We start from the raw sequence: 16,323 nt of genomic DNA, 5'->3' as shown, positions 1-16,323 counted from the left end.
AACACTTAAGCCTCGCCAGCGCCCTTCGGGCGCGGCAACTCGGCTATTTCTTCCCCGCAAGGGGGAAGATAGGAACCTCAAGCCCCCGCCGAATACGCTGCGATCGCGGCCATGTTGACGATGTCGCTGTCCTTGGCGTTGAGGCTGACGATCTGCACCGGCTTGTTGAGCCCCACCAGAAGCGGGCCGATGACCATCGAGCCGCCGAGCTCCTGAAGCATTTTTGTCGAGATCGAGGCCGAGTGGAAGGCCGGCATGATGAGGACGTTGGCCGGGCCCGACAGGCGGCAGAACGGATATTGCTGCATCGCCTTGGCGTTGAGCGCGACGTCGGCCGCCATTTCGCCGTCATACTCGAAATCGACGCGTCTTTTATCGAGGATTTGAACAGCCTCTTGTACGCGCGCAGAACGCTCGCCGGCGGGATGGCCGAAGGTCGAATAGGCGAGCATGGCCACGCGCGGCTCGTAGCCCATGCGGCGCGCGAAGCCCGCCGCCTCCTCGGCGATGTCGGCCATCTGCTCGGAATTGGGCATGTCGTGGACGGCGGTGTCGGCGACGATGACGGTGCGGCCGCGGCAGAGCGCGATCGACACGCCGATGACGCGGTGGCCAGGCTTGGCCTCGATGACGCGGCGGACATCGTCGAGCGCGGTCGAATAGTTGCGGGTGACGCCGGTGACCACCGCGTCGGCGTCGCCCAGCGCCAGCATGCAGGCTGCGAAATGGTTGCGGTCGTTGTTGATCAGCCGCTGGCAGTCGCGGAACAGGAAGCCTTTGCGCTGCATGCGCTCGTAGAGATAGTCGGCATAGATGGCGTTGCGCCGCGACAGGCGGGCGTTGATGATCTCGATGCCCGGCCGGTCTAGATCGACGCCGGCATGGCTGGCGGTCTCCTTGATGCGATCCTCGCGGCCGACCAGGATGGCGGCGCCCAGCCGCTGGTTGGCGTAGGAGACGGCGGCGCGCATGACCTGCTCCTCCTCGCCCTCGGCGAAGACGACGCGCTTGGGCTGGCGGCGCACGCGGTCGTAGATGCGCTGCAGGGTCGAGGCGATCGGATCGCGGCGGGCGGAAAGCTCCTGCGCGTATTTGTCGAGATCGAGGATGGGCCGGCGGGCGACGCCGGAATCCATGGCGGCGCGGGCGACGGCGACCGGAATGGCCGAGATCAGGCGCGGGTCGAACGGCACCGGGATGATGTAGTTCGGCCCGAATTTCGGGCGGTTGCCCTGATAGGCGGCGGCGACGTCGTCGGGCACGTCCTGGCGGGCGAGATCGGCCAGCGCCTGCGCGGCCGCGACCTTCATGGCGTCGTTGATGGTGGTGGCGCGGACATCGAGCGCGCCGCGGAAAATGTAGGGGAAGCCGAGAACGTTGTTGACCTGGTTGGGATAGTCGGAGCGGCCGGTCGCCATGATGGCGTCGGTGCGGATCTCGGCGACTTCCTCCGGCGTGATCTCGGGATCGGGATTGGCCATGGCGAAGATGATCGGGTTCTTGGCCATGGACTGGATCATGGCCGGCGTCAGCGCGCCCTTGGCGGACAGGCCGAAGATGATGTCGGCGCCGTCGAGGGCTTCGGCCAGCGTGCGGGCGTCGGTCTTTACGGCATGCGCCGACTTCCACTGGTTCATGCCTTCCTCGCGGCCCTGGTAAACGACGCCCTTGGTGTCGCAGAGGATGACGTTTTCCGGCGAGAAGCCCATGGATTTGATGAGCTCGATGCAGGCGATGCCGGCCGAACCGGCGCCGTTGCAGACGAGCTTGGCGGTCTTCATGTCGCGGCCGGTGAGGTGCAGCGCGTTGATGAGGCCGGCGGCCGAGATGATGGCGGTGCCGTGCTGGTCGTCATGGAAGACCGGTATGTCCATCAGTTCGCGCAGGCGGCTCTCGATGATGAAGCAGTCGGGCGCCCTGATGTCCTCGAGGTTGATGCCGCCGAAGGAGGGGCCGAGATAGCGCACGCAGTTGATGAACTCGTCGACATTCTCGGTGTCGACCTCAAGGTCGATGGCGTCGATGTCGGCGAAGCGCTTGAACAGCGCCGCCTTGCCTTCCATGACCGGCTTGGCGGCGAGCGCGCCGAGATTGCCGAGGCCCAGGATCGCGGTGCCGTTGGTAATGACGGCGACCATGTTGCCGCGCGTGGTGTAGTCGAAGGCGCGGGAGGGATCCTCGGCGATCGCCTTGACCGGCACGGCGACGCCCGGCGAATAGGCGAGCGACAGGTCGCGCTGCGTGGCCATCGGCTTGGTCGGGTTGATCTCCAGCTTGCCGGGGCGGCCCGAGGCGTGGAACTCCAGCGCCTCCTGCGCGCTGACGGACGGGCCGGCGTTTTCGGTTTTCTTGGCCATGATTTCGAGCCGTTCCCTTCCCCTGGGGTATTTTCGTTTCTTTTTGTGGAGCGTTCGGGATTAAGGCTACACTTCGCCGCCGTAAAGCGCCAAGCAGGGGGAAGCTTCTTTTTTCGGGGACACGGTGAACGACGAAACGCCGATACGCATCGAGGGCAGCGCGCCGGCAGCAGTCGGCGCGGCGACGCCGATGATGGAGCAGTTCATCGAGATCAAGGCGGCCAACCCGGATTGCCTGCTGTTCTACCGCATGGGCGATTTCTACGAGCTGTTCTTCGAGGACGCCGAGATCGCCAGCCGGGCGCTGGGCATCGTGCTCACCAAGCGCGGCAAGCACCAGGGCCACGACATTCCGATGTGCGGCGTGCCGGTGCATGCCGCCGACGATTATTTGCAGAAGCTGATCGGGCTCGGCCATCGCGTCGCCGTTTGCGAGCAGATCGAGGATCCGGCCGAGGCGAAGAAGCGCGGCTCAAAATCGGTGGTGAAGCGCGACGTGATCCGCCTGGTCACGCCCGGCACCATCACCGAGGACCGGCTGCTGGCGCCTTCGGAATCCAATTTCCTGATGGCGCTGGGCCGCGTGAAGGGGGGCTCCGAAAGCTCCTATGCGCTCGCGTGGATCGAGCTGTCGACGGGCGTGTTCCGCGTCGCCGAGACGAATGCCGAAGCGCTCGCCGCCGACATTTTCCGGGTCGATCCGCGCGAGCTCATCGTGGCCGAGCCGGTGTTCCACGACGAAGAACTGAAGCCGCTGTTCGACATGATCGGCCGGATGGCGAGCCCGCAGCCGCCGAGCCTGTTCGATTCGGCTTCGGCTCCCGGCCGCATCGCCCGCTTCTACGGCGTCGCCACGCCGGACAGTTTCGGCACGTTTTCCCGCGCAGAACTGTCGGCGATCTCGGGCGTCGTCGCTTATGTCGAGAAGACGCAGAAGGCGGAGCGGCCGCCGCTGTCGCGGCCGGAGCGCGAGCAGGCCGGCTCGACGCTGTTCATCGATCCGGCGACCAGGGCCAATCTCGAACTGCTGCGCACCATGTCGGGCGGGCGGGACGGCTCGCTGATCAAGGCCGTCGACCGTACGGTCACCGGGGCCGGCGCGCGGCTCCTGGCCGACCGGCTGATGTCGCCGCTGACCGACCCGAAGGCGATCAATGCGCGGCTTGATTCAGTGGCGTTCTTCGCCTCCGAATCTAGGTTATGCCAGGGCCTCCGCGCGGCTCTGAAAGAGGCAGCCGACATGCCGCGCGCGCTGACCAGGCTGGCGCTCAACCGCGGCGGGCCGCGCGATCTCGGCGCGTTGCGCTCCGGCTTCGAGGCCGCACTTGCGCTCCGGACGCTGTTTGCCGATGCCGAACTGCCGGCGGAACTGAAGGCGGCGCTGGACGCCATCTCGGCGCTGCCGATACGCTTTGCCGATCATCTCGGCGCCGCACTTGCCGACGAGCTGCCGCTGCTCAGGCGCGACGGCGGTTTTGTCCGCGCCGGCTACAACGCCGAGCTCGACGAGATGCGGGCGCTACGAGACGAGGCCCGCAAGGTGATCGCGGCGATGGAGCGCGAGCTGATCGAGGAAACCGGCATCCGCTCGCTGAAAATCCGGCACAACAATGTGCTCGGCTATTACATCGAAGTGACCGCCAACCACCAGGCGCTGATGATGGGGTCGGACGCGGCCAAGGCGCGCTTCATCCACCGCCAGACCATGGCGAACGCCATGCGCTTCACCACCACCGAACTGGCGGAGATGGAGACCAAGATCGCCAACGCCGCCGACCGGGCGCTGGCGATCGAGCTTAGCGTATTCGATGCGCTGACCGCCGAGGCGGTCGGCCATGCCGACGCCATCCGCTCCGGCGCGACGGCGCTTGCGGTGCTCGACGTTTCGGCAGCCCTTGCGGTGCTTGCCAGCGCCGAGGCGTGGCGGCGGCCCGTGGTCGACGACAGCCTCGCCTTCGAGATTTCCGGCGGCCGCCATCCGGTGGTCGAGCAGGCGTTGCGGCGCATGGCCGGCGCGCCGTTCGTGGCGAATGATTGCGATCTTTCGCCGGAGCAGGGCGGCAGGCACGGTGCGATCTGGCTTCTGACCGGCCCGAATATGGGCGGCAAGTCGACCTTCCTGCGCCAGAACGCGCTGATCGCCATCCTTGCCCAGACCGGCTCCTTCGTGCCCGCTAAATCGGCGCGGATCGGCGTGGTCGACCGGCTTTTTTCGCGCGTCGGAGCGTCGGACGATCTGGCGCGCGGGCGCTCGACCTTCATGGTCGAGATGGTCGAGACGGCGGCGATCCTGAACCAGGCGGGCGAGCGGGCGCTGGTCATACTCGACGAGATCGGCCGCGGCACGGCGACCTTCGACGGCCTGTCGATCGCCTGGGCCGCAGTCGAATATCTGCACGAGAAGAATTGCTGCCGGGCGATCTTCGCCACGCATTTCCACGAGATGACGGCGCTCGCCGGCAAGCTGGAACGGCTGCACAACGTCACCATGCGCGTCAAGGAATGGGAGGGCGACGTGGTCTTCCTGCACGAGGTCGCCAAGGGCGCGGCCGACCGCTCCTACGGCGTGCAGGTGGCGCGGCTCGCCGGCCTGCCCGACGCGGTGGTGCAAAGGGCGCGGGATGTGCTGCACCAGCTCGAAGCCGGCGAAACATCCGGCAAAGCCGACCGCCTCGTCGACGATCTGCCGCTGTTTTCGGCGGTGGTGAAGCGCGAGGAGCCGAAGCCGGCCAAGACCGACGCGCTGGGCGCCGCGCTGTCGGCGATCAATCCCGACGAACTCACCCCGCGCGAGGCGCTGGAAGCGCTGTACCGGCTGAAGGAAATGGCGGGGAAGTAGCCGCTGGGCGGTCATGGTGCTCGTCGGGCAGCGCGGCTCTCCACTGGAAGTTGGACCGCAGCCAATTTTTCATCGGCAGGAATTGGGCTATGCTTTGATTCGGCGCAGCCCACGCCACCCTCCTCCGTCGGGAAAGCATAATTCATGCGGGGCCGCCTGATTGTCGAACCGACTGTTCGAGCACCAAGCATAAGGAGGGATTGCGAAAACTGCTCGCACCAGGAGGTTTTTCGATGAAGCTGTCTGCGCCTGTTTATCATTTGAAACGCAAAGCCAAACTTCTATCCCGCGAAGAAAACATTCGACTTCACGAGGCGCTCGACCGGATTGCGGCCAAGGAAGGATTCAGCAGTTGGAGTTTGCTCGCAGCCAACATGTCAGCGACCGCGCCCGTCCGGGAATTGTTTGCGAGGCTCAGTCCCGGAGATCTGGTGCTGGTCGGGGCACGGCCGGCCCAGGGCAAGACCTTGATGAGCCTCCAACTGGCCGTGGAGGCAATGAAATCCGGCTGCCGAAGTGTCTTTTTCACACTTGAATACACCGAAAAAGACGTCCTGGATCGCTTTCGTTCCATCGGGGCAGAACCGGCACATTTCGGCGGGCTGTTCGAATTCGACAATTCCGACGTCATAAGCGCCGACTATATCGTAAACTCGATGGAACCGGCGCCTCGCGGCACGCTGGTGGTCATAGACTACCTGCAGCTGCTCGATCAGAAGCGTGAAAACCCGGAATTGAATGCTCAGGTTCGCAAGCGAAGTCGTTTGCCCGGGAGAGGGGGGTGATCCTCGTCTTTATTTCCCAGATCGATCGGTCATACGATCCGTCGACGAAGCCGTGTCCCGATATCAGCGACGTGCGGTTGCCAAACCCGCTGGATCTGGCGCTGTTCAACTGGATCTGGCGCTGTTCAACAAGACGTGCTTCCTGAACAATGGCGAGGTTCGGTTCCAAGCGGCGAGCTAACGAATCCAGCAAGATCCAACAACTCGCGGGCGGCATCGGTCGCCCGCGACACGTTCTTTCATCTGCAATGTATAAGTAGCTGGGCCATAGCGGGAACCAGCAACAAACATGTCGTTATGCTGCCTGATCGCCGCTCGGTACGCTCGATCATCTCTGACTTATTGTTTCGCCCGGACTCCAAACGTGTTCCTTTGTCATGGAACAAACAGGAACCTGCCGCATTTGCTGCCCCATTTTGGCTGCTAGCTGCCCCGATCATCTACTAACGGGGCAACCGACATAATGATTACGACAAGGGCCGCGACCGCCGCGGCAACGCTGGCGGCCGGGCTGATGCTCGCCGCTTCCACGGGTTCGGCATCGGCGCAGTGCGGCCGCGCGTCCTGGTACGCACTCCATTCCAAGACCGCGTCGGGCGAGCGCATGAATCCATCCGCCATGACCGCTGCCCACCGCAGCCTGCCTTTCGGCACCAAGGTCAAGGTCACCAACAAGAGGAACGGCAAAAGCGTCGTGGTCCGCATCAACGATCGCGGCCCCTTCATCAAAGGCCGGGTGATCGACGTTTCCAAAGGCGCCGCGCAGAAGCTCGGCTTCATCAAGTCCGGTCATACGTCGATCTGTTTGGATCGGCAGTAAGATTCAGGTGAGGCCGGCCTCCGGCTTTCTGCGCTCACGTACTTGAACGTACGTTGCGCTCCGGTTCTCGAAATCCACACTTTCGACTCGGCCTGACCTGAATCCAATCGCCGCAGGCGCTGCTTGGGCAAAGCGGCCTCCTCGATATTCGCCCTCTCTCAGTTTTGAGGTCGGCGCTGCCCCTCACCCTTACCCTCTCCCCGTGAAAAACGGGGAGAGGGGGCGTCATCGCCGATGCCAGTCTCCAGCACAGGCGATTTGCATCAACGCCGATTGTCCAGCCGATGGATGGGTTACAAATTGGACCGGATACATAGGTTACAGTTTTCCCCCTTGTTGGTCCGCAAAACCGGCGGCTGGTCGGGGTTGCAAGGCGGTTTTGCGGACCAGCCTGCCGTGCTTTTCGTCGATGAAGCCGAGGCGATGAGCGTAGAAGCGCATCGCCCATTCGCCGGCCTCGGTCTCCTCAATGGCGACCGGCTCGCCGGCCAGCGTCGCCGCGACGTAGATCTCGCCGCCCCGCCATTTGACGGCGCCGTTGTGGCGCACCTTGCGCACCGCCGCCTCGGCCAGATAGTCGGGCTCGGGCGCGCTGGCCGGCATTGGCCGCGTCGAGGGCCGGTAGTGCTCGGCCGGCGTGTCCATGCCCAGCGCTTCGTGCGGCTGTAGTCGCGGCGGAACGCCTCGAAGGCTTCGGCCTGCGCCGCCCGGTCGAGCGCCGGCGCTTTTGCCAGCGGCAGCATGCTTTCCGTTCTGCTGCGGCTTGCCCGGGTCGATGCGCTCCAGCGCAATCCCCAGCCGCACGAAACGCAGCGACAGCGGCGTCAGCCCGGTGACGCCGGCCGCTGCGAAGGGCGGACCGTTGTCGCTCCTGATGCGCTCCGGCAGGCCGTGCTCGCCAAACAGCCGCTCGAACACCGGCCAAGCCTCCGCCTCCCCGGTCGAGCCGGTCGCCTCCAGCGCCAGAAGATAGCGGCTCCTGGCGTCCATCACCGTCAGCGGCTCGCAGCGCCAGCCGTCGCGGGTGCGGAACCAGCCCTTGTGATCGCCCGTCCACACCGCGTTCGGCGCCTCCGGCTCAGGCCAGGGTCCGTTGCCGGCCCCCTTCCAGCGGGCACGCCGCCGCCCCACCAAGCCCCGCCGCGCAAGGATCGCGCCCGCCGTCGAGGCCGACGGCCAGGCCGTCGCTAGCTCCTGTCGCGAAAGCCGCGCCACAATCTTCTTGGGCCCCCACTGCGGATGTGCCTCCTTCTCCGCCACGATCCGATCGACAACCGCCGCCGGCGTTGCCCGCCCATGCACCAGCGGTGCCCGCGGCAGATCACGCAGACCCTCAGGACCCAGCTCACGGTAGCGCCCAAGCCACTTGTAGCCCGTCTTGCGCGATATCCCGTGCGCCGCGCACAGTCCCGTCATTGTCTCCTCGTCCTCAAGACATGCCGCAACAAACAAAAGCCGCTCGTCCATGACGCCAGTCTCTCGCCGTCCCATCGCCGGTCCTCCCGGCGGACAAGAAAACTGTCACCTATCTATCCGGTCCATTCCGTTACCTATCTATCCGGTTCGGACACGATGTCCCCTCTCCCCGTCCTTACGGGGAGAGGGTAAGGGTGAGGGGCAGCACAAGCGGGATTGGCTATCGCACCAGTCTGTTCGCCGCGGTTTCGGGCATCGCACCGGCAAGGCCGAACCGCCATTGCGAGCGGCCAGATAGGATGAAATCTTCAGCGCCTGCCGCTCAGAGAAGCCGCGTGCGGCAGGACGCTTCCGGTTCGTAGATCAGCACCAGTCGCGGCCGGCCCATGTTGTTTCAGATCGACACTTTCGGCTCGAAGCGGCCGCGCACCGGCAAATCGATAAGGAAGGTCTTGCCGGCATGCGGGTCGGCGCGGCGCACCTCGGCATCCATGCCCTTCCATGCCGAGGTGACGACCAGACGCGCCGCATCGGGGCCGGCGAAAGCCGGGCAGGAGGACTGGCTGGCCGGAATCGAGATCGACCGCAGACGCCTGCCCTCGGGCGACCAGGCGTCGACGGAGCCGGCGCCCCAGCGCGCATTCCACAGCACGCCGTCGGCGTCGACCACCGAGCCGTCGATCCAGCCTTCCTGGCCGCGCCAATCGAGAAAGACGGCAGGCTCGCCGGACGGCATGCCGGTCAGCGGATCGCAGGCGACCCGAAGGAGCAAACCGGAAGGCGTGTCGGTGAAATAGGCGGTGGCGCCGTCCGGCGAAAAGCAGATCGAATTGGGGATCGCGATGTCTGAATAGAGCAGGCGGATCTCGCCGGCGCGGAACCAGTAGATCGCCCCGGCTTTGGAACCCTCGTCCTTGGGCATGGTGCCGATCCACATGGCGCCGGAAGGATGCACCCGCGAATCGTTGGAGCGCGTCAGCGGATTGTCGGCTTCGAGCGGCGTGTGGAGCGTCAGCGCGGCGGTCCTGACGTCGCGCAGATAAAGCCCGTTCTCGGCGACCAGCAATTGCCGGTCGGCGTCGACGAAGGCGATGGCGCTCGCCATGAACGGCAGGTCATGCGCGATGGTGGCGCCGTCCGGGAACGCTTTCTCCATGAGCTTGCGGCCGACAATGTCGAACCAGAACAGCTTGCCGCTATCGGGATCGTAGGACGGCCCCTCGCCGAGTTCGCAGGCGACATCCGAGAAGATCGAGACGGCGGGCTCAGCCATGGGAGGACGGCCCGAAGGCGGCGCGCCAGGCGCTTACCGCGGCCACGGCGCGTTCGCGCACAGCCGCCGCGCTCATGCCGGGCGCAAACAGACTGGAGCCGAGACCGAATGTGCGCACGCCGATCTTCGCATAGTCGGCGAAGTCCTTATCCGAGACGCCGCCGACCGCGCCGATAACCGCATCGGGCGGCAACACCGCCATGATGGCGGCGATGCCCTTTGGGCCGAGAGCGCTGGCCGGGAAGAATTTCAGCGCCGATGCGCCGAGGCGGATCGCCTGGAAGGCCTCGCTGGGAGTGAACACGCCGGGCATGGTGACCAGGCCGTGGTGGGCGGCGCGATGCATGACAGCGGCATCGATATTGGGGCTGACCAGAAGCCTGCCGCCGGCAGCGGCGAGCCTGTCCACGTGCTCGGCGGTCAAAACTGTGCCGGCCCCGAGCAGCGCCGAGGACGGAAGTGCGGCGACGATGCGTTCGATCGACGTGAACGGGTCGGGCGAGTTGAGCGGCACCTCGATCGCCTCGATGCCCGCCTCGTAAATAGCCGTGGCCATGTCGACAGCCTCTTCGGGGCGCAGGCCGCGCAGGATCGCCACCAGGCCGTGGGCGAGCTTTGGAAAGGGGGTGGATGCGGTCATGCCGTCGCTCCCGCAGGCTCGCCCATGCCGAGATGGCGCGCCGCGGCGAAGAGGCCGGCGCGCACCGCCTCGTCAGCCTCGACGGGATGGAACTCGAGGCCAGCAAGGCCAAATGCTGCCTCGTAGAGCGGGCGCAGGGCTCCCGACGCGACCAGGACGACCGGTGCTCCGGACTTGGCGAAACGGCGGGACGCCGAGGCGACTTCCGCCCCTATCAGCAGGCCGGACAATGCGGCCGCCGCCTGGCCGGGTTTTAGGTCGAGCAGCAGCGTCGAGGCGCGGATCCGGAACAGGCGGGCGCTGACATCGCCCGGATCGGATAGGCTGTCCTGGCACCAGCGCCGGAAGAGCGGGTCCGTTGCGGAGACGGCATGCGATTCCGCGCCGAGCGAGTGGCTGAGGATCGAATGGCCGGCCAGCACGGAGAACAGCTCGCCGGTCATGTAGGTGGCGAAGCCGGCGATGGAGCCGTCAGCGATCTCCACCCATTTGGAATGTGTGCCCGGCATGCAGACAATGTGGCTGTCCGAGCCGAGCAGGCTGGCGATGCCGGCAAGCTGGGTTTCCTCGCCGCGCATGACGTCGGGCGATGCCGGATCGCGCTGGGCGACGCCCGGCAGGATGCGGATGTCGCGACGCGAACCGGGAATGGGAGCTGCGCCTGCGAAAATGCCCTGCATGGAGGCGGGGACGGCGACATAGGGCGCTTCGACCCAGCCCTGGCGCGAGCCCGCCATGCCGCAGATGATCGCCGGCAGGTCGACCGGCGCGCCGAGCGCGTCGAGATGTCCTTCGAGGATGCGTCCAAAGCCGTCTGGCCGCGCGGCGAGCATGCCCTCGTCGCTGCGGCGTTCGGCGAGAACGCTGCCGTCCTGGTCGAGCAGCCAGATGCGCAGGCGCGATGTTCCCCAATCGACGGCGACGACGCGGGCGCTCACAGGTAGCCACCATCGACGATCATCGTCTGCGCCGTCAGCTTCAGAGAGGCGTCTGAGGCCAGGAAAAGGCAGGGGCCGACCATGTCCTCGGGCTTCATCACCTCGCGGATGCACTGCTTGGCGACATGCGCCGAAAGCGCCTCGTCGGTCACCCAGAGGGCGCGCTGGCGCTCGGTGATCACCCAGCCCGGCGCGATCGCATTGACGCGAATGCCGTCCGGGCCGAGCTTTCCGGCAAGGCCCTTGGTCAACCCGATGATTCCTGCCTTGGCCGCCGTGTAGGACGGCATGTCGGGATGGTTGATGAGGAAGGAGGTCGAGGTGAAATTGATGATGGAGCCGCGGCCGGCCGCCTTCATGCCCGGCGCGACCGCCTGGGCGGTGAAGAAATGCGGGCGCAGATTGATCGCTTGGTTATCATCCCAAAATTCGGGAGTGACATCCTCGACGGCATGGCGCTGGTCGAAAGCGGCGTTGTTGATCAGCACCGTCGCCGGGCCATGCGCGGCTGCCGCGCGGGCCACGACGGCGCGCAGCGCCTCGATGTCGCGCAGGTCGCAATTCAGGAACAGCGGCCGCGCGCCGGCGCTTTTCTCGACCGCGTCGCACAGCGCTTCGCTCGCCGCCTCGGCGATGTCGATGAAGGCGACCTTGCAGCCCTGCAGCGCGAAGCCTTCGGTGAGTGCGGCGCCTATGCCCGATCCGCCGCCGGTGATGAGGACCGATGCGCCCTCGAGGTCGGGAAATCTGGCCGATGGCATCATGGCGATCTGCTCCGTGCGCTGCGCACGCTGGTTTAGCAGAAACGCAAGCCCGTTCAAGGCGGCGATGCCGTCTATCGCGGGGAGCTAGATCGCCTTGGCGCGGAGCGCGCCGCGGAAGGAATCGCGCAGGTAGCCGAGCGTCGCTTCGGCGTCGACCGGCTTGCCGAAGAAATAGCCCTGCCCGCCGCCACAGCCGAATTCGACCAACCGGTCGGCCTGCGCCTCCTCCTCGATGCCCTCGGCGACCACCTCCATGCCGAGGCCCTCGCACATGGCCAGGATGGCGCGGATGATGTGCTCGGACGGCCGGTCGTCGAGGATGGACGAGACGAAGGCGCGGTCGATCTTGAGCTTGTCGAAATGGAATTCGCGCAGGCGTCCGAGCGAGGACTGCCCCGTGCCGAAATCGTCGAGCGACACCCGGATGCCGCATCGGCGCAGGTCGTCGACGATCTTCTCCGCCGAAGCCGGATCGGTCATCAGACCGGTCTCGGTGATCTCGATCTCGAGGCGGCGCGGGTCGAAGCCGGTCCGGTCCAGGATCGCCAGTATGTGCAGGCCGGTATTCTGGTCGACGAGCTGCGAGGGCGACAGGTTGAACGACAGGAAAAGGTCGCTCGGCCAGTTGCGGGCGGCTTCCGTCGCCTTGCGCAGCACGAGTTGCGACAGCGGCCCGATAATGCCGCGCTCCTCCGCGATGGGGATGAACACAGCCGGCGAAACGAAGCCGAGGTCGCGGTCGGTCCAGCGCGCCAGCGTCTCGAAGCCGATGGTGCGGCGGTCTTTCAGGTCGACGATCGGCTGGAAATGCGGTTCGACCTCGCCGGCCGAGACGGCGCGGCGCAGCGCCTGCTCGATGCGGGTCACGCGCTTGGCCGCTTCCTCCATCTCGCGCGTGTAGACGACGACGCGGCCGCGGCCCGAGCGCTTGGCGTGGTAAAGCGCGGTCTCGGCCTTGTTGACCAGCACTTCCGTCGTCTCGTCGCCGGAGGAAAACAGCGAACAGCCGACCGACGCGGACAGCCTCGCGGTGCGCTCGCCGACATCGTAGGGCGCCGAGAGTATCTCGATCAGCATCTTCGCCTTTTCGGCGGCGGCGTCTTCCGAAAACACCATGGGATAGAGGAAGGCGAATTCGTCGGCGCCTATGCGGGTCACGGCGGAGTGGCCGTCCATGGAAGCGCGCAGCCGCATGGCGACCTGAACGAGAATGTCGTCGCCCGCCTTGCGGCCGAAAAGATCGTTGATCGGCTTGAAGCCGTCGAGGTCGAGAATGCCGACAGTGAAGGGCGCGGGATCCTCGGCGCGGTCGCTGATCAGGCGGTCGACCTTGTCGAAGAATCGGCGATCATTGCCGAGACCGGTCAGCGGATCGGTGAAGGCGAGATCGGAGCTGTCTCTGGTCTGGCCGAGGCCGAACGGCGGCTTCATCTGTATTCCTGGCTTTTACAATGTGCCGCGACCATGGCAGCAAACCGTTTAGGAAACGTATCCCGGGCAATCGCGTTTTGCTGGCAAATGCCGGCTTTGCGCTGACGCAAGGTCAGGGCGGGCTCAGTCCCGGGCTCGCACCCGGTAAAGCCGGAGCGGCTGGTCGGCGGTAGCGTCGACCAATTCCAGCCAATCCGGCGCAGCGCCATCGATGAGCATCGCCAGAAATCCCTCGGGCGCGCGCTGTTTAAGGAACAGGCTTTCAGCATTGGCCGGACACACCGCGACCAAGCCGATGCGGTGGCGCTCGATGATCGACCTCGCATCGTCGGCAGAACCTGTGTGCGCATCGAGAGCCAACCTGAAGCCCTCGACATTGCGGTGATAGGGGCCGGAAAGCGAGCGGTGTCCGCTGTAGGCCAAAATCGGCGAGCCGAGATTGGAGATCGCAAGAACCGTTGCTTCCGGCAATCGGGCCAGCGCCGCATAATCCTGGCGGCCTTCGCAATCGCCGTCGGCCGACCCCTCTGCCGCGTCCGGTGCATTGCGTTCGAAGGCGACGCTGGCTGCGGCGGCCGCGCCGGTCCAGCTCGCATTCAGCGAAACGAGCCACACGGCGATCATTTTTGCCGAGACCCAGCCCGACGGGCTCGCCACCGCCCGCTGGCGCCAGGTTGCTATCCAGGCCGACAGCGGAATGACTGCGAAAGCGATGGAGAATGTCGAGCCCCGCACCTGCCAGACGCTGACCGCGAAGGCGGCGGCGAGAACCGCGCCGACGAGAATGTCCGGCCGGCGCCAAGGCCTGCCGCGAAACGAAACCGCCATCCAGACAAGGCCGATAAGCGGCGTCGTGTAGCGTGCGATGACCGCGCCGGGCTCGGAAGCGATCAGCGTGAATAGCGACTTGGCTTCGGATACGTGATCGAGCCAGTCCTTGCGCAGCCTTTCATCGAGCATCGAATAGGGATCGGCGATGCATTGCGGGAACATCAGAAGGATGACCGCGCCGACCGCCCCGCCAAGCAGAGCCAGCGCCATTAGCCGCCGGGCACGCGTCCGGCTTGCGGCATCGACCGATGCGATGCTGGCCAGACCGAGTCCGGCGAGAGCCGCGACCGCGAACTGCACGACCGAAAAGGCGTCGCACTGCGCAACAGCCCAGCCGGACGCCGGAACCGTGACGAGGAACGCCAGCACCACGATGCCGGCAAAGCCCAGTCCGAAATTTCTGGCGACTTCCGCATCGCCCTTGCCGCCGAGCAGGAACAGTCCGGCCACGCAGAGGCCGATCACGGCAACGTAGGGCGCGGTTTCCATGCCAACCGCCAGCATCAGGGCGGCGCAGGCGCCGGAAAGCACCGCCGCCGGCCGTTTTCCGGGCGCTTCAACCAGCAGGCACAGGCTTGCCGACGACAGCATCAGTTGGACACTGTGATGGTCGAGCGCGCCGGGCGCGAAGATGCCGATGAAGTGGAGGGCGGCCGCGCCGATGACGACGGCAGGCAGAACGGCCGGTTCGTCGCCGAAAATGCGCGCGGTCCGCACGATGAAAAACAGGGTGAGGCAGAAAAGCAGCGCCGGCCACAGGATCAGCGCGACGGTTTCGGCCGCCGCCATGCCGCCGACCAAGGGAGATGCGGCAAGCATGATCGCCGCGATGGGCGCATCCACCAGCCGCGACCAGTGCATGGCGAAGCCGCCTTCGGGTCCCATGCGGTATTGATTGAGATCGAACCAGCCCTGTCCACCGATCATGTCGCGGACTTCGACAAGGCGCATCAGGCTGTCATTGTCGCCGCGAAGGTTATCAAGTGTCTCAAAACCGCCGATCGCCTGGAGCGCGAGCATCGCGATGGTGGCGATGACGGCCAGGCCGATTTCGGTTTTCGGGCGCGGCGCCCGGCCGGCTCCGGGTGTGACTACAGTCATTTCGGTCAACATTCACTGATTTCCCGCTGTTTTGTCGGCTCTTAAACCTAGCTTTAACGGCTTCAACAAATAGTGAATCGATCAGGGAAGCCGGGGCCCGTTCCATGCGGACTGCCGAGCGCGCCACCGGAGACACATATGCCGCTCAGCGTAGAGGACGATTTTGCGATCGCAGTGCTGCTTCCCTGTCACAACGAGGAACAGACTATTGGCGACGTTGTGAAGCGCTTTCGCGACGCGCTTCCAGGGGCGGCGCTTTATGTCTACGACAATAATTCCAGCGACCTGACTGCCCTGAAAGCCCGAGCGGCGGGCGCAACGGTCGTACGCGAATCGCGCCAGGGCAAAGGCAATGTCGTGCGGCGCATGTTCGCCGACATCGAGGCCGATATCTATCTGATGGCTGATGGCGACGGCACCTACGCGCCGGAGGACGCGCCGCTGCTTATCAACACTCTGATGACGGAACGGGCTGACATGGTGGTCGGAACGCGACGCGGCGTCACCGACAACGCAGGCCGAGCCGGCCATGCGGCCGGCAACCGGATTTTCAACGGACTCTACAAGCGCCTGTTCGGCCGTGATTTCACTGACATCTTTTCGGGCTACCGTGCCTTCACCCGGCGCTTCGTCAAGAGCTTCCCGGCAGTCTCCGGCGGATTCGAGATCGAGACGGAGATGTCGGTTCACGCATCGCAGCTCAAATTGCCTGTGAGTGAAATTGCGCTCGACTACGGCCGCCGGCCCGAGGGGTCGACGTCGAAACTTTCGACTTGCCGGGATGGCGCAAAAATCCTTCTGATGTTTGCGTTGCTGATGAAGGAGACGCAGCCGCTTCGCTTCTTCGGGACAGTCGCGGCGCTGTTCCTGATAGCCAGCACCGTACTCGGAGTTCCCGTCCTGATCGAGTTTTTAGAGACCGGCCTTGTGCCGCGCATCCCCACCTGGGTGCTGTCGGTCGGACTGCTGCTGCTTTCGATGCTGATGGTGGTAACCGGCCTGGTGCTCGATTCGGTTTCGCGAGGGAGGGCAGAGCAGAAGCGGATCTTTTACCTCAGCATGCCCTCCGGCCGCCGTGACAATGGCATTCGCCCCCCGCGCATCGACCACCATAAGGCCGCATAACCC

At 65.5% G+C, this 16,323-nt stretch carries 10 protein-coding genes and 2 pseudogenes; 4 read left to right on the top strand and 8 right to left on the bottom strand.

Annotated elements, in window-relative coordinates:
- Positions 1-77 precede the first annotated feature (77 nt).
- Complete coding sequence (locus tag G6N73_RS08780; protein ID WP_165026194.1) at positions 78-2,357, bottom strand: NADP-dependent malic enzyme; 2,280 nt, start codon at positions 2,355-2,357, stop codon at positions 78-80.
- 190 nt (positions 2,358-2,547) lie between these two features.
- Between G6N73_RS08780 and mutS the strand changes: the two genes are divergently transcribed.
- The 3 genes and pseudogenes from mutS to G6N73_RS08765 all read left to right on the top strand — a co-directional run bounded on the left by mutS (position 2,548) and on the right by G6N73_RS08765 (position 6,801).
- Positions 2,548-5,196, top strand: a complete 2,649-nt coding sequence (mutS, locus tag G6N73_RS08775) for a DNA mismatch repair protein MutS (RefSeq protein WP_206078756.1) — start codon at positions 2,548-2,550, stop codon at positions 5,194-5,196.
- Between the two features lie 233 nt (positions 5,197-5,429).
- A pseudogene (locus G6N73_RS08770) lies at positions 5,430-6,162 on the top strand (DNA helicase).
- A gap of 282 nt (positions 6,163-6,444) precedes the next feature.
- Positions 6,445-6,801, top strand: a complete 357-nt coding sequence (locus G6N73_RS08765; RefSeq protein ID WP_165026189.1) for a septal ring lytic transglycosylase RlpA family protein — start codon at positions 6,445-6,447, stop codon at positions 6,799-6,801.
- A gap of 318 nt (positions 6,802-7,119) precedes the next feature.
- Here the strand turns inward: G6N73_RS08765 and G6N73_RS08760 are convergent.
- From G6N73_RS08760 to G6N73_RS08730, 7 genes and pseudogenes are all read right to left on the bottom strand, one after another.
- Positions 7,120-8,292: pseudogene (locus tag G6N73_RS08760) on the bottom strand (helix-turn-helix domain-containing protein).
- A gap of 319 nt (positions 8,293-8,611) precedes the next feature.
- On the bottom strand, positions 8,612-9,490 hold the full coding sequence (locus G6N73_RS08755; protein ID WP_165026186.1) for an SMP-30/gluconolactonase/LRE family protein: 879 nt from the start codon (positions 9,488-9,490) through the stop codon (positions 8,612-8,614).
- Complete coding sequence (locus G6N73_RS08750; RefSeq protein WP_165026184.1) at positions 9,483-10,130, bottom strand: 2-dehydro-3-deoxy-6-phosphogalactonate aldolase; 648 nt, start codon at positions 10,128-10,130, stop codon at positions 9,483-9,485. The genes G6N73_RS08755 and G6N73_RS08750 overlap by 8 nt, the downstream gene beginning before the upstream one ends.
- The gene (locus G6N73_RS08745) at positions 10,127-11,068 is read right to left on the bottom strand and encodes a 2-dehydro-3-deoxygalactonokinase (protein ID WP_165026181.1); all 942 of its coding nucleotides are present in this window, start codon (positions 11,066-11,068) and stop codon (positions 10,127-10,129) included. The genes G6N73_RS08750 and G6N73_RS08745 overlap by 4 nt, the downstream gene beginning before the upstream one ends.
- Complete coding sequence (locus G6N73_RS08740; RefSeq protein ID WP_165026178.1) at positions 11,065-11,832, bottom strand: SDR family NAD(P)-dependent oxidoreductase; 768 nt, start codon at positions 11,830-11,832, stop codon at positions 11,065-11,067. Before G6N73_RS08740 ends, G6N73_RS08745 begins: the two co-directional genes overlap by 4 nt.
- 84 nt (positions 11,833-11,916) lie before the next feature.
- Entirely contained in the window at positions 11,917-13,263 is a 1,347-nt protein-coding gene (locus tag G6N73_RS08735) for a putative bifunctional diguanylate cyclase/phosphodiesterase (protein ID WP_165026176.1), read from the bottom strand.
- A 123-nt stretch (positions 13,264-13,386) separates the two neighbouring features.
- On the bottom strand, positions 13,387-15,207 hold the full coding sequence (locus G6N73_RS08730) for a GtrA family protein (RefSeq protein ID WP_165026173.1): 1,821 nt from the start codon (positions 15,205-15,207) through the stop codon (positions 13,387-13,389).
- Between the two features lie 126 nt (positions 15,208-15,333).
- Between G6N73_RS08730 and G6N73_RS08725 the strand changes: the two genes are divergently transcribed.
- Complete coding sequence (locus G6N73_RS08725) at positions 15,334-16,320, top strand: glycosyltransferase (protein WP_165026171.1); 987 nt, start codon at positions 15,334-15,336, stop codon at positions 16,318-16,320.
- The last annotated feature ends 3 nt before the right edge of the window (positions 16,321-16,323 follow it).

This window comes from Allomesorhizobium camelthorni (genome assembly GCF_011045125.1).
Taxonomy (GTDB): domain Bacteria; phylum Pseudomonadota; class Alphaproteobacteria; order Rhizobiales; family Rhizobiaceae; genus Allomesorhizobium; species Allomesorhizobium camelthorni.
This window is presented reverse-complemented; position numbering and strand designations above follow the sequence as displayed.